General features: G+C 60.5%; 22 protein-coding genes. 5 read left to right on the plus strand and 17 right to left on the minus strand.

Features of this window, described 5'->3' with window-relative positions:
• Positions 1-34: 34 nt before the first annotated feature.
• The 8 genes from ccoP (M0808_RS22505) to ccoN (M0808_RS22540) all read right to left on the minus strand — a co-directional run bounded on the left by ccoP (M0808_RS22505) (position 35) and on the right by ccoN (M0808_RS22540) (position 6,936).
• Positions 35-1,018 carry a cytochrome-c oxidase, cbb3-type subunit III gene (gene ccoP / locus M0808_RS22505; protein ID WP_103368398.1) on the minus strand — a complete coding sequence of 328 codons (984 nt, stop codon included), beginning with the start codon at positions 1,016-1,018 and terminating at the stop codon, positions 35-37.
• Positions 1,015-1,200: a CcoQ/FixQ family Cbb3-type cytochrome c oxidase assembly chaperone gene (locus M0808_RS22510; RefSeq protein WP_003175465.1), complete on the minus strand. Its 186-nt coding sequence runs from the start codon at positions 1,198-1,200 to the stop codon at positions 1,015-1,017. The genes ccoP (M0808_RS22505) and M0808_RS22510 overlap by 4 nt, the downstream gene beginning before the upstream one ends.
• Positions 1,201-1,206: 6 nt before the next feature.
• On the minus strand, positions 1,207-1,815 hold the full coding sequence (gene ccoO, locus M0808_RS22515) for a cytochrome-c oxidase, cbb3-type subunit II (protein ID WP_024164411.1): 609 nt from the start codon (positions 1,813-1,815) through the stop codon (positions 1,207-1,209).
• The gene (gene ccoN / locus M0808_RS22520) at positions 1,815-3,257 is read right to left on the minus strand and encodes a cytochrome-c oxidase, cbb3-type subunit I (RefSeq protein WP_007969186.1); all 1,443 of its coding nucleotides are present in this window, start codon (positions 3,255-3,257) and stop codon (positions 1,815-1,817) included. The genes ccoO (M0808_RS22515) and ccoN (M0808_RS22520) overlap by 1 nt, the downstream gene beginning before the upstream one ends.
• 482 nt (positions 3,258-3,739) lie before the next feature.
• Complete coding sequence (gene ccoP / locus M0808_RS22525) at positions 3,740-4,693, minus strand: cytochrome-c oxidase, cbb3-type subunit III (RefSeq protein WP_247842465.1); 954 nt, start codon at positions 4,691-4,693, stop codon at positions 3,740-3,742.
• On the minus strand, positions 4,690-4,887 hold the full coding sequence (locus M0808_RS22530) for a cbb3-type cytochrome c oxidase subunit 3 (protein ID WP_098968495.1): 198 nt from the start codon (positions 4,885-4,887) through the stop codon (positions 4,690-4,692). Before M0808_RS22530 ends, ccoP (M0808_RS22525) begins: the two co-directional genes overlap by 4 nt.
• Positions 4,888-4,892: 5 nt before the next feature.
• Positions 4,893-5,501, minus strand: a complete 609-nt coding sequence (gene ccoO, locus M0808_RS22535; protein WP_003223389.1) for a cytochrome-c oxidase, cbb3-type subunit II — start codon at positions 5,499-5,501, stop codon at positions 4,893-4,895.
• 10 nt (positions 5,502-5,511) lie between these two features.
• Positions 5,512-6,936: a cytochrome-c oxidase, cbb3-type subunit I gene (gene ccoN, locus M0808_RS22540; RefSeq protein WP_103368400.1), complete on the minus strand. Its 1,425-nt coding sequence runs from the start codon at positions 6,934-6,936 to the stop codon at positions 5,512-5,514.
• Positions 6,937-7,031: 95 nt separating this feature from the next.
• Between ccoN (M0808_RS22540) and M0808_RS22545 the strand changes: the two genes are divergently transcribed.
• The gene (locus tag M0808_RS22545; RefSeq protein WP_247842466.1) at positions 7,032-7,712 is read left to right on the plus strand and encodes an alpha/beta family hydrolase; all 681 of its coding nucleotides are present in this window, start codon (positions 7,032-7,034) and stop codon (positions 7,710-7,712) included.
• 907 nt (positions 7,713-8,619) lie between these two features.
• Here M0808_RS22545 and M0808_RS22550 read toward each other — a convergent pair.
• Complete coding sequence (locus M0808_RS22550) at positions 8,620-9,087, minus strand: hypothetical protein (protein WP_098967989.1); 468 nt, start codon at positions 9,085-9,087, stop codon at positions 8,620-8,622.
• Positions 9,088-9,484: 397 nt separating this feature from the next.
• Between M0808_RS22550 and M0808_RS28510 the strand changes: the two genes are divergently transcribed.
• Positions 9,485-9,613 (plus strand): hypothetical protein, encoded by a 129-nt coding sequence (locus M0808_RS28510; protein WP_256214487.1) that lies wholly within the window; start codon positions 9,485-9,487, stop codon positions 9,611-9,613.
• A gap of 772 nt (positions 9,614-10,385) precedes the next feature.
• Here M0808_RS28510 and M0808_RS22555 read toward each other — a convergent pair.
• The 3 genes from M0808_RS22555 to inhA form a co-directional block, all read right to left on the minus strand.
• The gene (locus tag M0808_RS22555) at positions 10,386-11,951 is read right to left on the minus strand and encodes a PAS domain-containing methyl-accepting chemotaxis protein (protein ID WP_003223402.1); all 1,566 of its coding nucleotides are present in this window, start codon (positions 11,949-11,951) and stop codon (positions 10,386-10,388) included.
• A gap of 102 nt (positions 11,952-12,053) precedes the next feature.
• Complete coding sequence (locus tag M0808_RS22560; RefSeq protein ID WP_247842467.1) at positions 12,054-12,845, minus strand: type II CAAX endopeptidase family protein; 792 nt, start codon at positions 12,843-12,845, stop codon at positions 12,054-12,056.
• A 236-nt stretch (positions 12,846-13,081) separates the two neighbouring features.
• On the minus strand, positions 13,082-13,768 hold the full coding sequence (inhA, locus tag M0808_RS22565; protein ID WP_247842468.1) for an isonitrile hydratase: 687 nt from the start codon (positions 13,766-13,768) through the stop codon (positions 13,082-13,084).
• A gap of 89 nt (positions 13,769-13,857) precedes the next feature.
• On the opposite strand from inhA, the gene M0808_RS22570 reads away from it, so the two are divergent.
• A complete protein-coding gene (locus tag M0808_RS22570; RefSeq protein ID WP_247842469.1) occupies positions 13,858-14,889 on the plus strand; it encodes a GlxA family transcriptional regulator in 1,032 nt (343 codons plus the stop codon).
• Here M0808_RS22570 and M0808_RS22575 read toward each other — a convergent pair.
• From M0808_RS22575 to M0808_RS22590, 4 genes are all read right to left on the minus strand, one after another.
• The gene (locus M0808_RS22575) at positions 14,852-15,490 is read right to left on the minus strand and encodes a BRCT domain-containing protein (protein ID WP_247842470.1); all 639 of its coding nucleotides are present in this window, start codon (positions 15,488-15,490) and stop codon (positions 14,852-14,854) included. The two genes, M0808_RS22570 and M0808_RS22575, sit on opposite strands and share 38 nt — an antisense overlap.
• A 12-nt stretch (positions 15,491-15,502) precedes the next feature.
• Positions 15,503-15,892, minus strand: a complete 390-nt coding sequence (locus M0808_RS22580; protein ID WP_247842471.1) for a hypothetical protein — start codon at positions 15,890-15,892, stop codon at positions 15,503-15,505.
• 391 nt (positions 15,893-16,283) lie between these two features.
• Positions 16,284-18,110, minus strand: a complete 1,827-nt coding sequence (locus M0808_RS22585; protein ID WP_247842472.1) for a glycoside hydrolase family 15 protein — start codon at positions 18,108-18,110, stop codon at positions 16,284-16,286.
• Positions 18,103-18,903: a glucose 1-dehydrogenase gene (locus M0808_RS22590; protein WP_247842473.1), complete on the minus strand. Its 801-nt coding sequence runs from the start codon at positions 18,901-18,903 to the stop codon at positions 18,103-18,105. Before M0808_RS22590 ends, M0808_RS22585 begins: the two co-directional genes overlap by 8 nt.
• Positions 18,904-19,154: 251 nt before the next feature.
• Here M0808_RS22590 and M0808_RS22595 point away from each other — a divergent pair, with 251 nt between their 5' ends.
• Positions 19,155-20,327: an MFS transporter gene (locus M0808_RS22595; RefSeq protein ID WP_247842474.1), complete on the plus strand. Its 1,173-nt coding sequence runs from the start codon at positions 19,155-19,157 to the stop codon at positions 20,325-20,327.
• A 177-nt stretch (positions 20,328-20,504) separates the two neighbouring features.
• Here M0808_RS22595 and M0808_RS22600 read toward each other — a convergent pair whose 3' ends face one another.
• Entirely contained in the window at positions 20,505-21,638 is a 1,134-nt protein-coding gene (locus M0808_RS22600; RefSeq protein WP_108182192.1) for a cupin-like domain-containing protein, read from the minus strand.
• A 132-nt stretch (positions 21,639-21,770) separates the two neighbouring features.
• On the opposite strand from M0808_RS22600, the gene M0808_RS22605 reads away from it, so the two are divergent.
• A complete protein-coding gene (locus M0808_RS22605; protein ID WP_333991454.1) occupies positions 21,771-22,505 on the plus strand; it encodes an alpha/beta fold hydrolase in 735 nt (244 codons plus the stop codon).
• The last annotated feature ends 244 nt before the right edge of the window (positions 22,506-22,749 follow it).

The following is a 22,749-nucleotide window of genomic DNA, read 5'->3' on the forward strand; positions in this document are numbered from 1 at the left end:
GGCGGGGGATTCTTCATTGCATCAAGCCCTGGCTTTACTGCGCCTCGGCCTCCGGCGCTTTTTCACCGTGGGACAGGCTGTACACGTACGCTGCCAGCAGGTGGACCTTGTCGTTGCCTTGCAGTTGTTCCTGCGCAGGCATCTGGCCCTGACGGCCGTAACGGATGGTCTGCTGCAGTTGCGCGAAGCTCGAACCGTAGATGAACGCGGCCGGGTGGGTCAGGTTAGGCGCGCCCATCGCCGGGGTGCCTTTGCCTTCCGGACCGTGGCAGGCCACGCAGTTGGCGGCGAACAGTTTCTGGCCGTTGGCCGGGTCAGCCTTGGTGCCTTCCGGCAGTTTGCGGCCATCGAGCTGGGTCACCACGAAGGCTGCGACATCGGCTACGCCTTGTTCGCCAATGACTTCGGCCCAGGCCGGCATCACCGCGTGTCGACCGCCCATGATGGTGGTCTTGATGGTTTCCGGCTCGCCGCCCCAGCGCCAGTCGGCGTCGGTCAGGTTCGGAAAGCCATAGGCGCCCTTGGCGTCGGAACCGTGGCATACCGAACAGTTGGAGGCGAACAGACGGCCACCCATCTTCAGCGCTTGCGGATCCTTGGCCACTTCCTCGATCGGCATCGCCGCGAACTTGGCGAAGATCGGACCGAACTTGGCGTCCGAGCGGGCCATTTCCTTTTCCCACTCATGCACGCCGGTCCAGCCGGTCTGGCCGTTGGCGAACGCGGTCTGCTTGTCGTTATCGAGGTAGTTGTAGCCCGGCAGCAGGCCTTTCCAGTTGCCCAGGCCCGGGTACAGCACCAGATAACCCAGGGCGAATACGATGGTGCCCACGAACAGCATGAACCACCATTTCGGCAGTGGGTTGTCGTACTCCTCGATCCCGTCGAAGGAGTGGCCGACCGTTTCGTCCGTCTGTTCGCTGCGCTGGCCCTTGCGGGTCGACAGCAGCAGCCAGGTCAGGGCGAAGATCGTACCGAGACTGAGGACTGTGACGTACAGACTCCAGAATGTAGTCATTCTTTGTTACTCCTAGAAGCTTGCTCGACGTGCTTGATGGCTTCGGGATCATCCGCAAAAGGCAGCAAGGTTGCGTCTTCAAACTCCGACTTGCGCTTGGGGCTGAATACCCACAACGCCAAACCGATGAAGGCCACCATCACGACAACGGTGCCCAGGCCGCGAATCATCCCGATATCCATTAAGAATCACCGTTTGCTTTTGATGATGGTGCCCAGGCCCTGAAGGTAGGCCACCAGCGCGTCCATTTCGGTTTTGCCCTTCACGGCATCTTTTGCACCGGCGATGTCTTCGTCGGTGTAAGGGACGCCGAGCGTGCGCAACACTTCCATTTTCTTGGCCGTGTCTTTGCCGTCGAGCTTGTTTTCCACGAGGAACGGGTAAGCCGGCATTTTCGACTCAGGCACCACGTTGCGCGGGTTGTACAGGTGCGCACGCTGCCAGTCATCGGAGTAACGACCGCCCACGCGAGCCAGATCCGGGCCGGTACGTTTGGAACCCCACAGGAACGGGTGGTCCCAGACGCTTTCACCGGCGACCGAGTAGTGGCCGTAGCGTTCGGTTTCAGCGCGGAACGGGCGGATCATCTGCGAGTGGCAGCCGACACAACCGTTGGCGATGTAGACGTCGCGGCCTTCCAGTTCCAATGCCGAACGCGGCTTCATGCCCTCGACCGGCTTGTTAGTGACGTCCTGGAAGAACAGCGGAACGATCTGGGTCAGGCCGCCAATGCTGACGGCAATGACCATGAAGAAGGCCAGCAGGCCAATGTTCTTCTCGACAGCTTCATGCTTCATCAGTGAGCTCCAACAACAGCGATCTGGGCGGCGGCTTCGGCTTCAGCCGCGTTCGAGGCGCGCACGGTGCGCCAGACGTTGTAAGCCATCAGGAACATGCCGCTGGCGAAGAAAGCACCGCCCAGGGCACGAACGATGTAGCCCGGGTGGCTGGCCTGCAGCGCTTCGACGAACGAGTAGGTGAGGGTGCCGTCATCGTTGATTGCACGCCACATCAGGCCCTGAGTGATGCCGTTGACCCACATCGAGGCGATGTACAGCACGGTACCGATGGTCGCGAGCCAGAAGTGCGCGTTGATCAGGCCGACGCTGTGCATCTGCGCACGACCGAACAGTTTCGGGATCATGTGGTAGATCGCGCCGATCGAAATCATTGCCACCCAACCCAAAGCGCCGGCGTGGACGTGGCCGATGGTCCAGTCGGTGTAGTGCGAGAGCGAGTTGACGGTCTTGATCGCCATCATCGGACCTTCGAAGGTCGACATGCCGTAGAACGCCAGCGACACCACGAGGAAGCGCAGGATCGGGTCGGTGCGCAGCTTATGCCAGGCGCCCGAGAGGGTCATCATGCCGTTGATCATGCCGCCCCAGCTTGGCGCCAGCAGGATGATCGACATCGCCATGCCCAGCGACTGTGCCCAGTCCGGCAATGCGGTGTAGTGCAGGTGGTGCGGGCCGGCCCAGATGTACAGGGTGATCAGCGCCCAGAAGTGCACGATCGACAGGCGATACGAGTAGATCGGACGTTCGGCCTGCTTCGGCACGAAGTAGTACATCATCCCGAGGAAGCCGGTGGTCAGGAAGAAGCCCACGGCGTTGTGGCCGTACCACCACTGGATCATCGCGTCGGTCGCACCCGAGTAGGCGGAGTAGGACTTGAAGAAACTCACCGGCAGGGAGGCGTGGTTGACGATGTGCAGCATCGCGGTCACGACGATGAACGCGCCGTAGAACCAGTTACCGACATAGATGTGTTTGGTCTTGCGCTTGGTGATGGTGCCGAAGAACACCAGCCCGTAGGAGACCCAGACAATGGCCAGCAGAATGGCGAGCGGCCATTCCAGTTCGGCGTATTCCTTGGTGGTGGTGTAACCCAGCGGCAAGGTAATGATGGCGCCGACGATGACCGCCTGCCAGCCCCAGAAGGTGAAGGCGGCAAGGCTGTCGGAGATCAGTCGCGTCTGGCAGGTTCGCTGCACGACATAGTAGGAAGTGGCAAACAGTGCACAACCACCGAAGGCGAAAATCACCAGGTTTGTGTGCAACGGGCGCAGGCGTCCAAAGCTCGTCCACGGCAGACCGAAGTTCAACTCCGGCCAGACCAGTTGCGAGGCGATGAAGACACCGAGCCCCATGCCAAGGATCCCCCAGACCACCGTCATGATGGCGAACTGGCGGACTACCTTATAGTTATAAGCAGTCGGACTGATTGCTGTGCTCATTCTAAGGTTCCACGGTTTGGGTGTTTTATTAGGATTAAAATCGGCCGCAAGTATGCAGAGAGCAGGGGGTCATTGCAACGCGCCATGACCTGGGTCAATGCTTTCCAACGCTGATTCTGCGGCCTTTCCATACGCCGCGTAAGGTCAAAATTGGCCTCGGACAAAATGTCGCAGCGGACGAAAAAAGCGAGGGGATCAGGTCGCTTGTAACGGGGTGTGTTCAAACGCTCAGTTCGGGTGACGGACGGTAAATGGCACGACAGCCGGTATCTACCGGCGTTTGCGGCCACATCAGTCAGCCGGTTCGCAGAACACAGCAGTCAGCGTTGACCTGGAACCAGCACAAGCCAGTCCGCATCGAGCAAGCGTAGACCCGAATCGGAGGATTCGAAAGGAGAGGGTGTGACGGGGTGCGACAATGCGTCGCAAAGGGGCGGGATGCTGCCGCACCGAGAACGGTGCGGCAGATATGTACGCAATGCTTATTGCTTGTTGTCTTCAGTAATCAGTTTTTCTGTATTCAATCCATGGCTCAGGCTGTACACATAAGCTGCGAGCAGTTGCACTTTATCGTTGCCCAACAGTTCGTTCTGTGCCGGCATGTGGCCCTGGCGACCGTGGCGGATGGTCTGCTCAAGCTGCGTCAGACTCGTGCCATAAATAAATCCGGCCGGGTGCGTCAGATTCGGCGCACCCATGGCTTCAGTGCCGTGGCCGGTTGCCCCATGACAGGCTACGCAGGTGGTGCTGAACGCTTGCTGTCCGGCTTGCAGGTCAGCCTTGCTGTCGGCGGGCAGTGGCAGGCCGGCCAGTTCGTGACGCACATACGCCGCGACGTTCTTCACCCCGGCTTCACCCAGCACGTCGCCCCAGGCTGGCATTGCCGCCATCCGGCCACCCATGATGGTGGTCTTGATGGTCTCGGCATCGCCGCCCCAGCGCCAATCGCTGTCGGCCAGGTTAGGGAAGCCGAAAGCGCCCTTGGCGTCGGAACCGTGGCACACCGAGCAGTTGGAAGCGAACAGCCGGCCACCCATTTTCAGCGCCTGCGGATCCTTCGCCACTTCTTCCACCGGCATGGCGGCGAATTTGGCGAAGATCGGCCCGAATTTGGCGTCGGCCTTGTTCATTTCCTTTTCCCACTCGTGCACGCCGGTCCAGCCGTCCTCGTAGCCGGGCAGAATGCCTTTCCAGTTGCCCAGGCCCGGATACAGGATCAGATAGCCCACGGAGAACACCAGCGTGCCGGCGAACAGCATGAACCACCACTGCGGCAGCGGGTTGTCGTACTCCTCGATGCCGTCGAAGCTGTGGCCCATGGTCTGGTCGACGCTGCCCTTGGTCTCGCCCCGGCGGGTGCCGATCAGCAGCCAGGTCAGGCCGATCAGGCTGCCGATGGTCAGTACGCAGATCCACGTACTCCAGAAGGTGGTCATGGCCGGGTACTCCTTGGTTCAGGTGCTTGGGTAATGTCGGGTTGCGGCTCGTCGGCAAACGGCAGCAGGCGCGCTTCGGCGAACTCCGGCGTGCGCTTGCGGTTGAACACCCAGATCGTCAGGCCGACGAAGGCGACGAACACCACGACGGTGCCGAGGCCGCGAATCAGCCCTGCACTCATTTCAATGATCATCGTGCTCACCTCTTGCTCTTGATCGCAGTGCCGAGCACTTGCAGGTAGGAGACGAGGGCGTCCATTTCGGTCTTGCCCTTGAGGCTGGCGACCGCGCCGCTGATGTCGTCGTCGGTGTACGGCACGCCGAGGGTGCGCATGGTCTTGAGCTTGGTTTCGGTGTGGCTGCTGTCGACCGCTTGCGTCACCAGCCACGGGTAGGCCGGCATTTTCGACTCCGGTACCACGTTGCGCGGGTTGTACAGGTGCGCGCGGTGCCAGTCGTCCGAGTAACGCGCGCCGACCCGGGCCAGGTCTGGCCCAGTACGTTTCGAACCCCAGAGGAACGGGTGATCCCATACGCTCTCACCGGCCACCGAGTAGTGCCCGTAGCGTTCGGTTTCGGCGCGGAACGGGCGGATCATCTGCGAGTGGCAGCCGACGCAGCCTTCGCGGATATAGATGTCGCGGCCTTCCAGTTGCAGCGCGGTGTAAGGCTTCATGCCTTCCACCGGTTTGTTGGTGACGTCCTGGAAGAACAGCGGGACGATCTGGGTCAGGCCGCCGATGCTCACGGCGAACACCATCAGCAGCATCAGCAGGCCGACGTTCTTTTCAATCGTTTCGTGTTTCATGGCGAACTCCTCAGGCCATCTGCGCGGCAGCAACGACGTCAGCAGGCTGCGAGGCCCGCACGGTGCGCCAGGTGTTGTAAGCCATCAGCAACATGCCGCTGAGGAAGATCGCCCCACCCACCAGACGCACGATGAAGCCAGGGTGGCTGGCCACCAGGGTTTCGACGAAGGAGTAAGTCAGCGTGCCGTCCTCGTTCACCGCGCGCCACATCAGGCCCTGGGCGATGCCGTTGACCCACATCGAGGCGATGTAGAGCACGGTGCCGATGGTGGCGAGCCAGAAGTGCGCGTTGATCAGGCCGATGCTGTGCATTTGCTCTTTGCCGAAGACTTTCGGGATCATGTGGTACAGCGCGCCGATGGAAATCATCGCCACCCAGCCGAGGGCGCCGGCGTGGACGTGGCCGATGGTCCAGTCGGTGTAGTGGGAGAGGGCGTTTACAGTCTTGATCGCCATCATCGGACCTTCGAAGGTCGACATGCCGTAGAACGCCAGTGAGACCACGAGGAAGCGCAGGATCGGGTCGCTGCGCAACTTATGCCACGCGCCCGAGAGGGTCATCATGCCGTTGATCATGCCGCCCCAGCTCGGTGCCAGCAGAATCAGCGACATCACCATGCCCAGCGACTGTGCCCAGTCCGGTAGCGCGGTGTAGTGCAAGTGGTGCGGGCCGGCCCAGATGTACAGGGTGATCAGCGCCCAGAAGTGCACGATCGACAGGCGATACGAATACACCGGACGTTCGGCCTGTTTCGGCACGAAGTAGTACATCATCCCGAGGAAACCGGCGGTGAGGAAAAAGCCCACGGCGTTGTGGCCGTACCACCATTGCACCATCGCGTCGGTCGCACCGGCGTACACCGAGTAGGACTTGGTCAGGCTCACCGGCAACTCAAGGTTGTTGACGATGTGCAGGATCGCCACGGTGATGATGAACGCGCCGAAGAACCAGTTGCCGACGTAGATGTGCTTGGTCTTGCGCTGCATGATCGTGCCGAAGAACACGATGGCGTAGGCGACCCAGACGATGGTGATCAGAATGTCGATCGGCCATTCCAGCTCGGCGTATTCCTTGGAACTGGTGTAACCCAGTGGCAGGCTGATCGCCGCCAGCAGGATCACCAGTTGCCAGCCCCAGAAGCAGAACGCGGCGATTTTCGGCGCGAACAATTGCGTCTGGCAGGTACGCTGCACCGAGTAGAACGAACTGGCGAACAGCGCGCAGCCACCGAAGGCGAAGATCACCGCGTTGGTGTGCAGCGGGCGCAGACGGCCGAAACTGGTCCAGGGCAAATTGAAGTTGAGTTCCGGCCAGACCAATTGGGCCGCGAGAAAAACCCCGAGCCCCATGCCGACGATGCCCCACACCACCGTCATAATGGCGAATTGGCGGACCACCTTGTAGTTGTAGGCGGTACTGATAGAAGTGTTCATGGTTCCCCATCCACGGTTCAGCCGAAGTGAGCGCGCGCAGAAAACGCCGCGAATCCTTCGCCTGGAGTTATAGGCAGACTAAAAGCGAGGCAAGCATGGACAAACAGCACAAGGCCAGTATTGACGGGGATCAATGGGCGCAGTGCGTGCGGGATCGTGGGTGGTTGTGGGACGCCGTTGTCGGCGAGGCTTCGGCGACGCTCATCCTCGCCCATGGTGCCGGGGCGCCGATGGACAGTGAGTGGATGACGGATATGGCTGGGCGCCTTGCTGCACTTGGGGTGAATGTGTTGCGGTTTGAGTTTCCATATATGGCGCAGCGGCGTATCGACGGTGGCAAGCGTCCGCCGAATCCGGCGCCGAAACTGCTTCAGTGCTGGCGCGAAGTGTTCGCTGAAGTGCGACGTCATGTCGCTGGGACTTTGGCCATCGGTGGTAAGTCCATGGGCGGGCGGATGGCCAGTCTTTTGGCTGACGAGTTGGGCGCCGATGCGCTTGTCTGTCTTGGATATCCGTTTTATGCGGTTGGGAAACCTGAGAAGCCGCGGGTTGAGCATTTGGCTTCTTTGCGGACTCGGACTTTGATTGTGCAGGGGGAGCGGGATGCGCTTGGCAATCGGGACGCTGTCGAGGCTTATGATCTATCGCCGAGTATTGAGGTGTTTTGGTTGGCCTCTGGGGATCATGATTTGAAGCCGCTCAAGGTTTCCGGGTTTACGCATGAGCGGCATTTGGCTGCCGCCGGGCAGAAGGTGGCTGCGTTTCTTCAGTGTTGACCGAGCCGAGCTGAAATTTTGAAACTCATGAAGATCGGCTCCCTTTCCCCCCTCGCCCCCTTGGGGGAGAGGGCTGGGGTGAGGGGGTAGATCTTGAACGTTGCACACTTTTCGAACTGTGTGCATATCCGTTGCTGCGGTAACGGCTACTTAGGGTTCCGCCCTTACGGCGGGTCACTTTTTACAAACGCCTAAAAAGTAACCAAAAACGCTTGCTCCTACGTCCGGCCCGCTCGCTAAAGCTCGGGGTCCCTTCGCTCCGGGATCCATCCGGGCGCAGCGCCTACGGTTTGCTTCGCTGCACCTCCTCTCGCTGTGTTTGGCTGCGCCAAACGGTCGCTGCGCTCCCACCCCCGGATCAATCCCTCCGCTCAGCCTTCCGATGTCGCCTGTGGATCAAGATCAAGAGCGACAGCCGAGCTTGCGCTCATCCTGGAGTGGGGCGGCTGCGCCGCGGGTTTTGTGTAGGAGCTGCCGAAGGCTGCGATCTTTTGATCTTGATTTTGTGGGAGCTGGCCTGCCTGGCGGCCTACGACCCGACCATTCACTTACTGATGCACCCCATCCAACTGTAGGAGTGAGCCTGCTCGCGATGGCGCCCTGATACCTGACCAACATCCTGCAGACTGCATGCAATCTCTGTGGGAGCTGGCTTGCCAGCGATGACGGTCTGACAGCCGATCATTCCCTTACTGACGCACCCAGTCCAAATGTGGGAGCGAGCTTGCTCGCGAAAGCTGTCTTCCGCGCGCCATCCATTTCAAACAGGCAATAAAACCCCGGAGGCTTTCGCTAACCAGTTTTTCACGATCAAAGATCGCAGCCTGCGGCAGCTCCAAGGAGTCATTCTTTCAAATTACATTGAAGGGGTACTCCTCCGGAGTTGCAGCGAGCACCCCTGCCAGAGTTAGCCAGCATCCGATGGTCTCAGTCTCGTCATGGTGAAAGTCCCCTTGGGATTCAGGCGATAGCGATGACTTTTGAACACGGCCTCGAATGATCCCGTAGCGATATCCGTTTCAGCATCATATTTAACGCTGAGGATTGCCGAGTCGGCGTCCACCGAAGCCATTCCGATAAATCCCGGCGGCGCAGGGATCCAATGGCTGTGGACAAATGTCAGCCCGTTGTCGAAGTTATAGACGCCTGTGAGTGACTCATCGGATTGGTAGGGCAGAGTCATGGAGAACGAAAAATAGCTTTCATCGTCGAAATTTCCTGTTCCACCACTGATGGACCAATACCGCTCGCCCAAGAACTCGTCCTGATAGAAAGATCTGAATTTCGCTGTTTTCCGTTTACCGCCCAATCTCCATTGAAACCTGTCATCACTGACGAGTGGTTTTTTCGGGAGAAACATAACGTGAGTGGTCATTGTTAAACCTGCCTTTTCAATTAAGAGGAGGTGTTACAACCGACTGCAATTACGGTTTCTCTTGATATCCGCTCGAACAGGTGTGCGTCTACTGTCAGATCTGACAGCTAGGCAGCCAGCCTTATATGTGCTGGTCAGCTAATAACGTTGCCGAGACTGCGTGAATATCCGTTGCCGCGGTAACGGTCACTTAAGGTTTCGCCCTTACGACGACTCACTTTTTTGACAAACACCTCAAAAGCAAGCAAAACAACGCTTGCTCCGGCGTTCGGCCCGCTCGCTGGAGCTCGGGGTTCCTTCGCTCCGGGATCGATCCGGGGGGCAGCGCCTACGGTTTGCTTCGCTGCACCTCCTCTCGATCGCCGAGGCTTGCGAATCGTTGTCGTCGGCCAAAGTCATGGCTGGCAATATCGCCAACTCAATCGGTGGCCCGGAGGGCAATCCGCTGCTGGCGCTGCAACAGCTGATCATGTTGAACGAGCTGTTGGTTAATCGATTGCTGGACAAACTGCGGTTGCCTCAATAATTCCGCTGGCCGTTATGGCCTCTTCGCGAGCAAGCTCGCTCCCACATTGGTTCTGCGTACACAGGACTAAATGTGGGAGCGAGCTTGCTCGCGAATGCGGTCTGCCAGACACCACCAGTTTCAGACTGGCAACAAAAAGCCCGGACGCTTTAGCTGTCCGGGCTTACAGGTCAAAAGATCGCAGCTTTCGGCAACTCCTACAGGTGATCGGTGTAGGAGCTGCCGAAAGCTGCGATCTTTTGATTTACTTTGTGGTGGATAGCCTGCCAGTGATCACATATTTATCGAACACTTTCTGCCCATCACGCGCGGCGTGCCGAACATCCAGGAATGTCAGTTCATCACGAACTTACTGTTTGTGGGGTTTTCGCGTGGGGTATGGATTCATGCTGGCCGATCTGCGTGATTGAGTAGCGACCGGCAAACGATAGAACTTGGCTGCACCAAGCACCACTCGGCGCATTCTGGCGCAGTTGTAGGCAGTGTCTGCGTTGCTTGAGTGAGATCGTCGTTGGTAGAGAAGGCCTCTTCGCGAGCAGGCTCGCTCCCACAGGTGATTGTCGTCGTGCGCAGAACTGTGACTCAACGCAGTGCCAATGTGGGAGCGAGCTTGCTCGCGAATGCGGTCTGCCAAGCACCATCAATTTCAGACTGGCAATAAAAAGCCCGGACGCTTTCGCTGTCTGGGCTTTTAAGATTAAAAGATCGCAGCCTGCGGCAGCTCCTACAGGTGATCGGTGTAGGAGATGCCGCAGGCTGCGATCTTTTACTTTTAGCGGTTAAACCGCTCCACCAACGAATACTGAGTATTCGCAGTCTTGGTCAGCTCTTCACTCAGCAACGCCGAGTTATGCGCCTGTTCCGAGGTCTGGTCTGCCAGTTCCGAAATGTTGCTGATGTTGCGGCTGATTTCTTCAGCCACGGCACTTTGCTCTTCGGTCGCAGCGGCGATCTGGGTGGTCATGTCGGTGATGTTGGCCACCGCTTCGCTGATGCCGACCAGTGCCTGATCCGCTTCCAGTACCCGCGCCACACCTTCTTCGGCCTGGCGATGGCCGGCTTCCATGGTTTGCACGGCGCTGGACGCGGTCTGCTGCAGCTTGGCGATCAGGGCATGGATCTGGCCGGTGGATTCGCTGGTGCGTTGCGCCAGTTGGCGGACTTCGTCAGCGACTACGGCAAAGCCACGGCCCATTTCGCCGGCACGTGCGGCTTCGATGGCGGCGTTGAGGGCGAGCAGGTTGGTCTGGTCGGCGATGCCTTTGATCACGTCGACCACGCCGCCGATTTCGTCGCTGTCCTTGGCCAGTTGGGTGACGGTCAGGCCGGTTTCGCCGACCACCACCGACAAGCGCTGGATGGCTTCGCGGGTTTCCCCGGCGATGTCACGGCCACGACCGGTCAGGCGATTGGCTTCCTGGGTGGCGTCAGCGGTGCGCTGTACGTGGCTGGCCACTTCCTGAGTGGTGGCGGCCATCTGGTTAACGGCGGTGGCGACCTGTTCGGTTTCAACGCGTTGGCGTTCCAGACCGCTGGAGCTGTTGTGCGCCAGAGCGTCGGACTGTTTCGCTTGATCGGTCAGGTGCTCGGCGGTGTCCTGCAGACGGGTCAGGCAGGTTTTCAGGCGCGCTTCCTGGCTGAGGATCGACATTTCCAGACGCGCCTGCGCGCCACGGCTGTCGGTGTACATCTGCGCGATCAACGGGTCGGAAGTGGTCTGCTCGGCCAGGCGCAGCAGGCGCTTGAGCCCGCGTTGCTGCCATTGCAGGCCCATCAGGCCCAGCGGCACCGACAGGCCGGCAGCGAGGGCGAAGCCCCAGTGCGAGTTCAGGGTTGCGCCGATCACGAAGCTCAGTTGGCTCACCAGAATGAACGGCAGCCAGTCCTGCAGCACCGGCAGCCATTTGTCGCTGGAAGGGATCGCCGACTTGCCTTGGTTGATGCGTTGGTAGAGCGCTTCGGCACGGCGGATCTGTTCGGCGGTGGGTTTGATCCGCACCGACTCGTAACCGACCACCTGATTGCCGTCGAACACCGGTGTCACGTAGGCGTTCACCCAGTAGTGGTCACCGGATTTGCAGCGATTCTTGACAATGCCCATCCATGGCAAGCCTTGTTTCAGTGTGCCCCACATGTGCGAAAACACCGCAGCCGGGACGTCGGGGTGACGAACCAGGTTGTGCGGCGCACGGATCAGCTCTTCACGCGAAAACCCGCTGATTTCGACGAAAGCGTCGTTGCAGTAGGTGATCACGCCTTTAGCGTCGGTTGTGGAAATCAACCGCTGCTGAGCCGGGAAAGTCCGTTCGCGTTGTGTAATGGGCTGGTTATTACGCATGGTTTTTCAATCCGCAAGGCTTTGAAAGGTTGTCGGCGCTGTCAGGAAATTATTGAAGTTTTTTTTCAGATATAAGTACGGCGTCGCAAAACCGCTCTTGCTTCAACCGGCCAGCATCGGATAGGTGAACAGCGCAAAATGCAGCAGGTTCAGCCCGAAATGCGTGGCGATCGCCGCCGCCAGCCCGCCGAAACGGTAGGCCAGACCATAGCCGACACCCGCCAGACCCGCCAGCAACACCCAGTGCCATCCTGCGCCCAGATGCGCCAGGGCAAAGATCAGCGACGCCAGCAGCAGAGCGAGGTTGTCGCCGTGCGGCAGGTGTTTGAACAGTCGGCTCAAACCGCCCTGTATATAGCCGCGAAACAGCGCTTCCTCGACCAGCGTCACCAACAGCAAATTGTTCAGCAGCCACAGCCATGCCTGATCAGGCCACTTCGGCGCCCAGGCAATCATGCCGAACAACAGCGCACCGCCCAGCGCCAGGACGGCGCTCAAGGTCAGGGCGAGGACGCTGGCGTACACCGTCGGACGCAGCGAGCGTGCCGCGACAATCCACGGGCAGGCGAGCAACAGCCAGAAGCCGATCAAGGGTTTATCCAGATTCAGGTACATCGCAAACGGCACGGCGTCGTCGGTGAAACGCAGCGGGGCGATGGCCCGGCCGTTGGCGAATCCCGGCAACCAGTGCAGCGCCAGCGACAGGGCGAGGAAGATGAACACGGCATGCCCCAACAGGCGCGCCACCGGCACCTGCTGTTGGCGCACGGCGAAACCGGTCACCAGCAATAGTCCCACGGAGATCAGCGCGAGCCAGCCGAGTTGGCCAAAGCTTAACGCCAATCCATAACCGAGGCTGAGAAGTGCCAGATGGAGCCATGGCAACGCCTTCATCGAAAGTCCTTGTGCAGAATTTTGTGGAAGGGCTTTCTACACGGGTGAGGGCGTCGGGACAAGTAAAGCTGTGGCGGGATGCGGGGACAGGCTCCCAACCTTAGGCTATCCACAAAACCCATTGTGGGAGCGGGCTTGCTCGCGAATGCGGTGTGTCAGGCGATAAAAATCTCGACGGATACACCGCATTCGCGAGCAAGCCCGCTCCCACAGTAGATCTGTGTGTGGCTGAGGAATCAGCGCAGATCGAGTTTCGCCGCCGCGCGCTCGGTGATTTCCGTGCGCAGTTTCAACGAAGGCGCTGCACGGTGCCGAGCCTCATCGACGACAGCACTCGGCGCCGTCTGCGGGCTGCCCGATTCAAACGGCGGTGCCGGCGCATATTCCAGTTGCAGCTGAATCAACTGCGCCGCCTCAACCCCCACCAGTTCGGCGGCCAGCACCAGCGCAAAGTCGATGCCTGCGGTAATGCCGCCACCGGTAAACAGATTGCCGTCGCGTACCACCCGGTCCTGCACCGCAATCGCGCCGAGTTTCGGCAGCAGTTCGTGATAGGCCCAGTGGGTGGTCGCACGTTTGCCTTTCAGCAGTCCCGCCGCGCCCAGCACCAGCGAACCGGTGCACACCGACGTCACATATCGGGCCTGTGCCGCCTGACGCTTGATGAAGCCCAGCGTCTGCTCATCTTCCATCAAAGGCCCGACCCCGGCGCCGCCGGGAATGCAGATCACATCCAGATTCGGGCAGTCGTCGAAGGTGGTTGTCGGTTTCAGCAGCAGGCCGGTGCTGGCGGTGACCGGCACCAGATCTTTCCAGATCAGATGCACCTGCACGTCCGGCAGCGAGGCCAGTACGTCATAGGGACCGGTCAGGTCGAGTTGCTGCACCTGCGGAAACAACAGAAAACCGATCTGCAACGTCATGGGGTGTTTCTCCATTTGAGGGGTGGACGGCTTCACTGTAGGCGCGTAGGTTCTGGCGTATACGCCAATAACCCCACGAATTACGCCAAATGCCCAAAGCCATTCACGTACTTGCGTTCGCCAACATGCAGATCCTCGACGTCACCGGCCCGCTGCAAGTGTTCGCCTCGGCCAACGACATCGCTCGCCAGCGCGGCTTGCCGGTGCCGTATGCACCGTCGGTGATTGCCAGTGAGGGCGGGGCGGTGATGTCGTCGGCGGGGCTGGCAGTGCTCGCCGAACCGTTGCCGCAGCAGGCCAGTGATACCTTGATCATCGCCGGTGGCTGGGGCATTTACCCGGCGGCGGAGGATTTGGCACTGGTGGACTGGGTGCGGGAGCATGCGGCGAAATGCCGACGCGTCGCCTCGGTGTGTACGGGGGCATTTCTACTGGCGGCGAGCGGCTGGCTCGACGGACGTCGCGTGGTCACCCACTGGACCCGCTGCGAACAACTGGCGCAGCAGCACCCGAAGCTGCAGGTCGAAGCCAATCCGATCTTCATCAACGACGGCCCGGTCTGGACCTCGGCCGGCGTCACCGCCGGCATCGATCTGGCGTTGGCGATGGTCGAGGAAGATCTGGGCAGTGATATTGCTCTCGACGTTGCCCGGCATCTGGTGGTGTTCCTCAAACGACCGGGCGGGCAGTCGCAGTTCAGCGTAACCCTGGCCCTGCAGAATCAGGGCAATCGCTTTGATGAACTGCACGCCTGGATCGCCGAAAACCTCACCTGCGACCTCGGCGTGCCGACCCTGGCCGAACAGGCCGGCATGAGCGAACGCAGCTTCGTCCGCCACTACCGCGCCGACACCGGCCAGACCCCGGCCCGCGCCATCGAGCTGATCCGCGTCGAAACCGCCCGGCGTCTGCTCAGCGACACCGGGCTGCCAGTGAAGCGAATCGCGGCCAATTGCGGCTTTGGCAGTGAAGAAACGTTGCGCCGCAGTTTTCTGCGGGCGATTGGCGTGACGCCGCAGGCGTATCGGGAGCGGTTTTCGGTCAGAGCTGGCGAAGCAGAGTCAGCGATGCCCTTAGGGGCAATTACCCGAACAGAACCTTCTGCCAATGATCTTCGCTGATGATCGCAATCGGCACGCCGCTGTCTCTCAGCTCAACGGCTTTCTTGATCTTGGTGCCGTAAGAGCTGTGAAGCCACTGATCATTGCCAATGCTGCCCACTACCAAATAGTGAATCTTTTTGCTGACGGAACCACCAATAAGGCCGCCGCGTTCGAGGATCTGCGACTCACATTCTTTACGTGGCCCATAGGCCATGACGCCTGTAAACAGGAAGACCCGATCAATCAGGCATAACTGCGGGGCAGGGTGGTCGAGAGGAAGGCTGGCCGGAGTGGTAAACGTTGGTGTTTGTGTTGGTGCGACTGGCAGCCCGGTGAACTGATGCAGCATTTCCAACAGCTCCGCAGACTCGTCGGCGTCTAGAACTCCATCACTGAGCATGTCGGCAAGACGTCTGTAAAGGATGTTCACAACCGGATCATCCAGGTGCGCCAAATGGGTTTCAATCCAGGTTCTGAGAAACTCGGCTTCTTGCTGGTTGATCGTGCCGTCTGCGGCAAGCCCGGCGGCGATGCCGATGAGAGCATCGACCGAGCGCCGCTCGATTCTTGCCTGGTGAAAGAACACGCTGCTCTTAAATTCCTGATGCAAATCGACCATCGTTGCTTCTCCTTAAGCCTCGGCTTCCGCCACCTGATTGAAATACTTCGTCCGATCCGGGGTAAACGTTACCCGCATCTTCGTCCGCGAGCAGGTCAGCGAACGTTCTTCAGCCAGATCAATATCCAGATCCTCGCCCCGCAAGCCCTGCCACTGGGCGAGGTATTTCAGCGAGCCGTATTTCTCGTTTTTCTTCAGGCTGCGGCTCACGCCACCTTTCCAGCCGAGCACCGGCAGTTCGCCGGCGAGGCATTGGTGGGCAAGGTCGGGGAAGCGGGTGGCGCGCTGGCGGCCGATTTCCCAGCACTTGATCAGGCCTTTGTCGGCGGCCTCCCACAGTTGGGTGCGGGTCAGGCCGCTGCGCAGGGGCGTGGCGATGGGGCGGTGGACGTGCTGGGTCATTCTGGTTCCTTGAATTCGGGTTTTATTGGACAGCTCCGCTGTGCCCGTTGCGGTGGATGGTAGGGGGGGATGTAACAGCTGGCAACAGGGTATTTCAGGGTGTAAGTGCAGGTTGCGGGGGAGGGATTTGCCAGGGTGTTGTTTAGAAGAAGCAGGAACAAACTACCCAAACTGTGGCGAGGGGATTCATCCCCGATCGGCTGCGCAGCAGTCGCAAACTCAGGCAACGCGGCGTCGTTGACGAAATGCACAGGCAAAATCAGGGGCTGCTGCGCAGCCCGTCGGGGATAAATCCCCTCACCACAGGAGATCTGATTCTGTTTACTTCTGTGTAGGGGTTAGCCCACCGAAGCGCGTTGATGCGGCATATTTCCTACAGACACTGACGAAATTACGGCTGCCAAACACTCTTCTCCCCACTCAGACGCCGATCAAGAAAACTCGCCGCACTGATCAGCGCCAGATGCGTCAGCGCTTGCGGGGTGTTGCCCAGATGGCGGCCCTTGCTGTCGAACTCTTCGGCGTACAGGCCCAGCGGGTTCGCATAACGCAGCAATTGCTCGAACTCCAGATGGGCCTTTTCCACCTGACCGGCCCGGGCCAGGCATTCGACGTACCAGAACGAGCAGGCGGCAAACGCGCCTTCGGTGCCGGTCAGACCGTCGATGTTGGCGTCGTCGTTGCGATAGCGATAAACCATGCCGTCGCGCACCAGATGCTTTTCGATCGCTTCAAGGGTCGACAGCCAGCGCGGGTCCTTGGCGCTGACGAAGCGCACCAGCGGCATCAGCAGCATCGAACCGTCGAGCGCGGTACCGCCCTTGTACTGGACGAAATGCCCGCGCTCCTCATCCCAGAAGTTGTCCCAGATGTCGGCGTAGATCGCCTGCCGGGTCTGATCCCACTGGACGAACGGCGCCGGCAGCGAGCGTTTCGAGGCCAGGCGGATGGCCCGGTCAAGCGCCACCCAACACATCAGTCGCGAGTGCAGGAAGTGATGTTGCTCACCGCGCATTTCCCAAATGCCTACATCCGTGGTCTGCCAGGTCTCACACACCTGATCGACCACTTCGCGCACGTGTTTCCAGCCTTGGTGGGAAATCGCGTCGCCGTACTTGTTGACCAGGTACACCGCGTCCATCAGTTCGCCAAAGATATCGAGCTGAATCTGATCGTACGCGCCATTGCCGATGCGCACCGGTTGTGCGCCGCCATGACCGGAGAGGTGAGAGAGTTCGGTTTCCGGCAGTTCCTGACGACCGTCGATCGCATAGAGGATGTTGAGTTTGGTCGAATGACCCTGACAATCGCTGACCCGCCCACGCAGCCAGCCCATGTAGGCGTTGGCCTCGTCGACAAAGCCCAGGCGCATGAACGCGTAGACGGTGAACGAAGCGTCGCGGATCCAGGTGTAGCGATAATCCCAGTTGCGCTCGCCGCCGGGAGTTTCCGGCAGGCCGAAGGTGGCGGCGGCGAGGATTGCGCCGTGCTTGCGCGAGGTCAGCAGCTTCAGCGCCAGTGCCGAGCGATTGACCATCTCCCGCCAGCGCCCGCGGTAGTTGGACTGGCCGATCCAGTCGCGCCAGAACTTCAACGTGCGCTCCAGGCACATTTTCGCGCCGTCATCCTTGAAACGCGGATCGTCGGCGCCACCGAGAACAAATTCGGCGTGCTGATCCTGTTTCAAACTGAAGGAAGCAACGGCCGCTTCGCCATCGATGTGCAACGCCTGATCCGCCACCAGCCGCAACGATGGCTGACCCTCGGCGCTAAATATCACCGATTGTTGATCCATCTGCGCCCGGGTGTTGGCACGCGCGTAGTCATGCCGCACCGCGCAGCGCATGTGAAACGTCGCTTCACCGCTGACCACCCGCACCCGGCGCATCAGCAGCGGCAGGTCATCGACACTGTCGCCGATCGGCAGCAAGTCAGTGATTTCCACCACGGCCTGTTCGCTGAGCCAGCGCGTTTGCAAAACGTTGGTGTCCGGCAGGTAGATCTGTTCGCGTCGGGCATCGGGTAAGTCCGGGGCGAGCTGGAAAATCCCTGCCTCGGGCGTGTCGAGCAGCGCACAGAAGATCGACGGGCTGTCGAATTCCGGCCAGCAGAAAAAATCCACGCTGCCCTTGTCGTTGACCAGTGCCGCACTGCGCAGATCACCGATGATGCCGTGGGCGTCGATCGGGCTTTGTCGTTCAGGATGATGCTCAGCCATTGCCACGAAACTCCGGATAAAGACTCATGCCGCCGTCGATGAACAGGGTGGTGCCGACGATGTAGTCGGCGGCGTCGGAAGCGAGAAACACCACCGCGTTGGCGATGTCCTCGACATCGCCGATGCGTCCGTAGGGGATAAGCTCCAGCAGCTTCTCACCGGCAGCGCCTTCGGTGGCTTCCTGATTGATTGCCGTGCGAATCGCCCCCGGCGCGATGCCGTTGATACGGATGCGCTGCTGGCTGACTTCCTGGGCGAGGGTCTGCATCAACTGATCGACGCCGCCCTTGGACGCCGCATAGTTGACATGCCCGGCCCACGGAATGCGCTGGTGTACGGAGCTCATGTGAATGATCTTGCCGGCCGCGCGGGACACGCCTTCACGCACCCCTTGGCGGTTGAAAATCCGCAGCGCGGCGCGGGCGCAGAGGAACTGGCCGGTGAGGTTGACGCCGATCACCGTGTTCCAGTCTTCCAGGGTCATGTCGACCGCCGCGGCATCCTTTTGCAGGCCGGAATTGGCCACCAGAATGTCCAGCGCACCAAAGGCCTCGAGGGTCTCGGCGAACAGCCGTTCGACCTCGTCTTCCTTCGACACATCGGCGCCGATGGCCAGTGCCTGACCGCCATCGGCGATGATCTGCCGGGCCAGCGCTTCGGCGGGTTCGGCCTGACGGTTGTAATTGATCACGACAGCTGCGCCGGCAGCGGCCAGCGCTTTGGCGGCGGCGTGGCCGATGCCGGAGCTGGCACCGGTGACCAGTGCTACTTGGCGGGCGAGGGATATTTGCATGCAGGGTCGCGCCTTGAGTGAGGGCCTATTTAGCTGACTGGTCGCAGGCCATGAGAGTTCATTCGACGGTGCGGTGTTGTGGTGAATATGCCGGCCTCTTCGCGAGCAGGCTCGCTCCCACGGTTAGAATGCGTTGCCCCTGTGGGAGCGGGCTTGCTCGCGAAGGGGCCTTCACATTCCACCAACAATTGTGCGCTTCCACGCTCATCAACCTTTATGGCAACTTGGCCGCCCCTGATGAGGCTGTCCCCATGGCAAACCCCTACCGCGAATTATTCACCGCCCCCGGCGCCCGGGCTTTTGTACTGGCCGGGATGATCGCGCGCATGCCGATTTCCATGACCGGCATAGGCGTGATCACCATGCTCTCGCAGCTCAAGGGCGGGTACGCGCTGGCCGGTGCGGTGGCGGCGACGTTTGCCCTGGCCACGGCGTTTTGTGCGCCGCAGGTCTCGCGGCTGGTGGATCGTTTCGGCCAAGGCAAAGTGCTGCCGCTGTCGGCATTGATCGGTGGCGGGGCGCTGCTGATGTTGCTGCTGTGCACGCGTTTGCAGGCGCCGACCTGGACACTGTTCATCTTCGCCGCGCTGGCCGGTTGCATGCCGAGCATGTCGGCGATGGTGCGCGCGCGCTGGACCGAGATCTATCGCGGCCAGCCGCAATTGCAGACTGCCTACGCGCTGGAATCGGTGCTCGATGAAGTCTGTTTCATCGTCGGCCCGCCTCTGTCGGTGGGTTTGTGCGTGGTGGCGTTTCCCGAGGCCGGGCCGTTGGCCGCGCTGTTGGCGCTGGCGATCGGGGTGACGGCGTTTGTCGCCCAGCGCAGCACCGAGCCGGCGGTGCACCCGCAGGAATCACAGCATCAGGGTTCGATCATTCGCTCGACCGACGTGCAATGGCTGCTGGCGTTGATGCTCGCCATGGGCATTATCGTTGGCGTCGTCGATGTGGTCAGCGTCGCGTTCGCCCAGCAGCAGGGCCAACCGGCGGCGGCGAGCATCGTCTTGTCGGTGTATGCGATCGGCTCGTGTCTGGCCGGGATTGCGTTTGGCGCGATGTGCTCGAAACTGCCGTTGCCGCGGCTGTTTCTCTACGGTGGGGTGGCGACGGCGGTGACCACGCTGCCGCTGTTGCTGGCGAGCAATATTTTCGGTTTGTCGCTGGCGGTGTTTGTCGCGGGATTGTTCTTCTCGCCGACGCTGATTGTGGCGATGGCGTTGATCGAACGCATCGTGCCGCCGGCGAAACTGACTGAAGGCCTGACATGGCTGGTGACGGGGTTGAGCATCGGCGTGGCGATCGGCGCCGCCGGCTCGGGCGCTCTGGTGGATGCGTTTGGCGCCCGCAGCGGGTTCTGGCTGGCGATTGTGGCGGGGGCGGTGGTGTTGGCGTCGGCGTTTCAGAGTTATCGGCACCTGAAATAACCCGGCATTGATGAGCGGTTGTGGTGAGGGGATTTATCCCCGATGGGCCGCGAAGCAGCCCCAAATCCAGCCAGCGCTTTCCTTCAGAAGTACCTTGCCGGGAGTTTGCGACTGCTGCGCAGTCGATCGGGGATAAATCCCCTCGCCACAGAGTTATCCATACAGGCAGCGAATGGGTTACCAACCCCGACCCGAATTCACCCAGAAATTCACCGACAGTGACGTCGACACCGATTCCACCTGATGGAACCAGCCCTCCGGCAGAAACAGCAGATCCCCGGCCTCCAGCGTCACGCGCAGGAACGTCACATCGCGTGCCGCAGGAAAGCGCTCGTAGTCCGGCGCGTCGGGGTTGAAGTCGCAGCCGTCCAGGCCACCCTTTGGCGCTGTCGACCAGGTGCCCAGCGCCTCGCGGTGATGCGGGGCGGCGAGGGTGAACTGCTTCTGGCCCCAGACCTGCGCGAACAGGTTGTCGGTGTCGTCGCGGTGCAGCGGCGTCAGCGTGCCTTTGGGGCCGATCCAGATGCGTGGCGGGATGAACAGCGAGGCATCGAAGTAGGGCGGGTACTTGATCTGCTGCAGCAATTGCGCCGGCAGGATGTTGTTGCCCATGTAGGCTGGTGGTTCGCCGTCAGCCCGTTTGACTGCCGGTTGGTCCAGCGAGGCAATGAACTCGGCCATCGACGTCGAGCGGAAATCACGTTCGGTGGAAAAGGTTTTCTTCACGTAATCGCCGTGGCGGGTGATGCCCTGCAGTTCGGCGAAATGCACCAGTGATTCCTCGCGACTGAGCTTGAACAGCGGCCAGTCCTGCAAGGCATTGCTGATCACCACCGGGATGCCGTTGGGCAAGTATCTGCTTTTGAATTCGCTGACCGACAATTCATCGCGCGCATGGCGCTCGATGCGGGTCTGCACCGGCAGCCCGGCGGTGAGTTGTTCGCTGAAGCGTGGCGGGGTCGGGTAGCGCTTGTTCATGTCGACCTTTTGCGCCACTGCGCCACCGTGCATCGCATGCTCGATGATCTGCGGCAGCAGCGTCGCCAGGCCCATGTTGCCGCCGATTTTCAGGCGTCCGCTGGCGAACAGTTCTTCGACATTGACTCGGCCGCCCATGATCCCGAGAAAATCACTCTCGGCGACTTCAATGGTCACGTCGGGGCTGGGATGGCGTCCGGGCGCGGTGCGGCTGCTGGCCTTGACCTCGGACCAGTAGGCCTGCTGCGGGCCAAACACGAATTGGAAAACGCCTTCGATGCCGACGGCACCGGCGTTGGCGAACAACTTGCCCAGGATGCTCTGCAGGTCCACGGTGAATCCTCGTTATTGGTTTTGGCCTGAACAGTTAACGAGCGCCTGTTGGCGCAATTTACCGGCGCGCGACTAATTTGCCGGGGGCGTAATCCGTTTATCTCTACAGACAAATTTTTCGAGGAAAGCCGGGTGAACAAGCTGACCCTGCTGTGCCTGCCGTACTCCGGCGCCAGCGCCATGGTCTATAGCCGCTGGCGGCCAAAACTGCCGCAATGGCTGCAACTGCAACCGGTGGAACTGCCGGGGCGCGGTGCACGTTTCGACGAGCCGCTGCACACGGACATGCGGGCGCTGGCGATGCAACTGGCCAAGGAATTGCGGCCGAATCTCAAAGCGCCGTATGCGTTGTTCGGCCATAGCCTGGGCGCGCTGCTGGCCTGCGAAATCGCTCACGCGCTGCGCGCATTGGGCTGTCCAGAACCGGTGGCGCTGTTTGCCTCGGGCACGGCGGCGCCGACGATGCGCGCCGATTACGATCGCGGTTTTGCCGAGCCGAAAACCGACGCCGAGCTGATCGATCAATTGCGCACACTCAACGGCACCAGCGAAGAAGTGCTGGCCAATGCCGAACTGATGAGCCTGACCCTGCCGATCCTGCGCGCCGACTTTCTGCTCTGCGGCAAATTCGAGCCGTTGTCGCGGCCGTTGCTCAACTGCCCGGTGCACGTGCTGGGCGGCAAGGCGGATCGCGCGACCACCGAACAACTGATCGGCTGGAGCAAGGAAACCCGTGGCAGCTTTTCAGTGGACATGCTCGCCGGCGGGCACTTCTTCATTCATGAGCATGAAGCCAAAGTGCTCAAGGTGATCAAGGATCAGCTGGAAGGGCATCATCGTCGGCATGTCATGGCCGCAATCGCCTGAACAGCGCATCACTCAATGTGGGAGCGGGCTTGCTCGCGAAAGCGGTATTTCAGTTATTGCATCGTTGACTGACACACCGCTTTCGCGAGCAAGCCCGCTCCCACATTTGATTTGTGTTTATGAAAAAAGCCGCTCAACCGCCCGCCTGACAGTTGTTCTCATTCGCTAATTTTTCCGGTCTGCATTCGTTTTATAGGGACGACGTGCCTTTGTGCTTCCTGCCTACTGATCCGGATGCTGAGAA

It is taken from the genome of Pseudomonas sp. MWU12-3103b (assembly GCF_023100615.1).
Classification (GTDB): Bacteria; Pseudomonadota; Gammaproteobacteria; order Pseudomonadales; family Pseudomonadaceae; genus Aquipseudomonas; species Aquipseudomonas putida_A.

Coding starts and splice junctions, on each gene's coding strand:
- M0808_RS22550 (WP_098967989.1), bottom strand. CDS start 9,087: ATGACCACTCACGTTATGTTTCTCCCGAAAAAACCACTCGTCAGTGAT.
- M0808_RS22560 (WP_247842467.1), bottom strand. CDS start 12,845: ATGAAGGCGTTGCCATGGCTCCATCTGGCACTTCTCAGCCTCGGTTAT.
- M0808_RS22510 (WP_003175465.1), bottom strand. CDS start 1,200: ATGGATATCGGGATGATTCGCGGCCTGGGCACCGTTGTCGTGATGGTG.
- ccoN (WP_007969186.1), bottom strand. CDS start 3,257: ATGAGCACAGCAATCAGTCCGACTGCTTATAACTATAAGGTAGTCCGC.
- ccoP (WP_247842465.1), bottom strand. CDS start 4,693: ATGACCACCTTCTGGAGTACGTGGATCTGCGTACTGACCATCGGCAGC.
- ccoO (WP_003223389.1), bottom strand. CDS start 5,501: ATGAAACACGAAACGATTGAAAAGAACGTCGGCCTGCTGATGCTGCTG.
- M0808_RS22585 (WP_247842472.1), bottom strand. CDS start 18,110: ATGGCTGAGCATCATCCTGAACGACAAAGCCCGATCGACGCCCACGGC.
- ccoO (WP_024164411.1), bottom strand. CDS start 1,815: ATGAAGCATGAAGCTGTCGAGAAGAACATTGGCCTGCTGGCCTTCTTC.
- M0808_RS22595 (WP_247842474.1), top strand. CDS start 19,155: ATGGCAAACCCCTACCGCGAATTATTCACCGCCCCCGGCGCCCGGGCT.
- M0808_RS22545 (WP_247842466.1), top strand. CDS start 7,032: ATGGACAAACAGCACAAGGCCAGTATTGACGGGGATCAATGGGCGCAG.
- M0808_RS22570 (WP_247842469.1), top strand. CDS start 13,858: ATGCCCAAAGCCATTCACGTACTTGCGTTCGCCAACATGCAGATCCTC.
- M0808_RS22530 (WP_098968495.1), bottom strand. CDS start 4,887: ATGATCATTGAAATGAGTGCAGGGCTGATTCGCGGCCTCGGCACCGTC.
- ccoN (WP_103368400.1), bottom strand. CDS start 6,936: ATGAACACTTCTATCAGTACCGCCTACAACTACAAGGTGGTCCGCCAA.
- ccoP (WP_103368398.1), bottom strand. CDS start 1,018: ATGACTACATTCTGGAGTCTGTACGTCACAGTCCTCAGTCTCGGTACG.
- M0808_RS28510 (WP_256214487.1), top strand. CDS start 9,485: ATGGCTGGCAATATCGCCAACTCAATCGGTGGCCCGGAGGGCAATCCG.
- inhA (WP_247842468.1), bottom strand. CDS start 13,768: ATGACGTTGCAGATCGGTTTTCTGTTGTTTCCGCAGGTGCAGCAACTC.
- M0808_RS22555 (WP_003223402.1), bottom strand. CDS start 11,951: ATGCGTAATAACCAGCCCATTACACAACGCGAACGGACTTTCCCGGCT.
- M0808_RS22590 (WP_247842473.1), bottom strand. CDS start 18,903: ATGCAAATATCCCTCGCCCGCCAAGTAGCACTGGTCACCGGTGCCAGC.
- M0808_RS22580 (WP_247842471.1), bottom strand. CDS start 15,892: ATGACCCAGCACGTCCACCGCCCCATCGCCACGCCCCTGCGCAGCGGC.
- M0808_RS22575 (WP_247842470.1), bottom strand. CDS start 15,490: ATGGTCGATTTGCATCAGGAATTTAAGAGCAGCGTGTTCTTTCACCAG.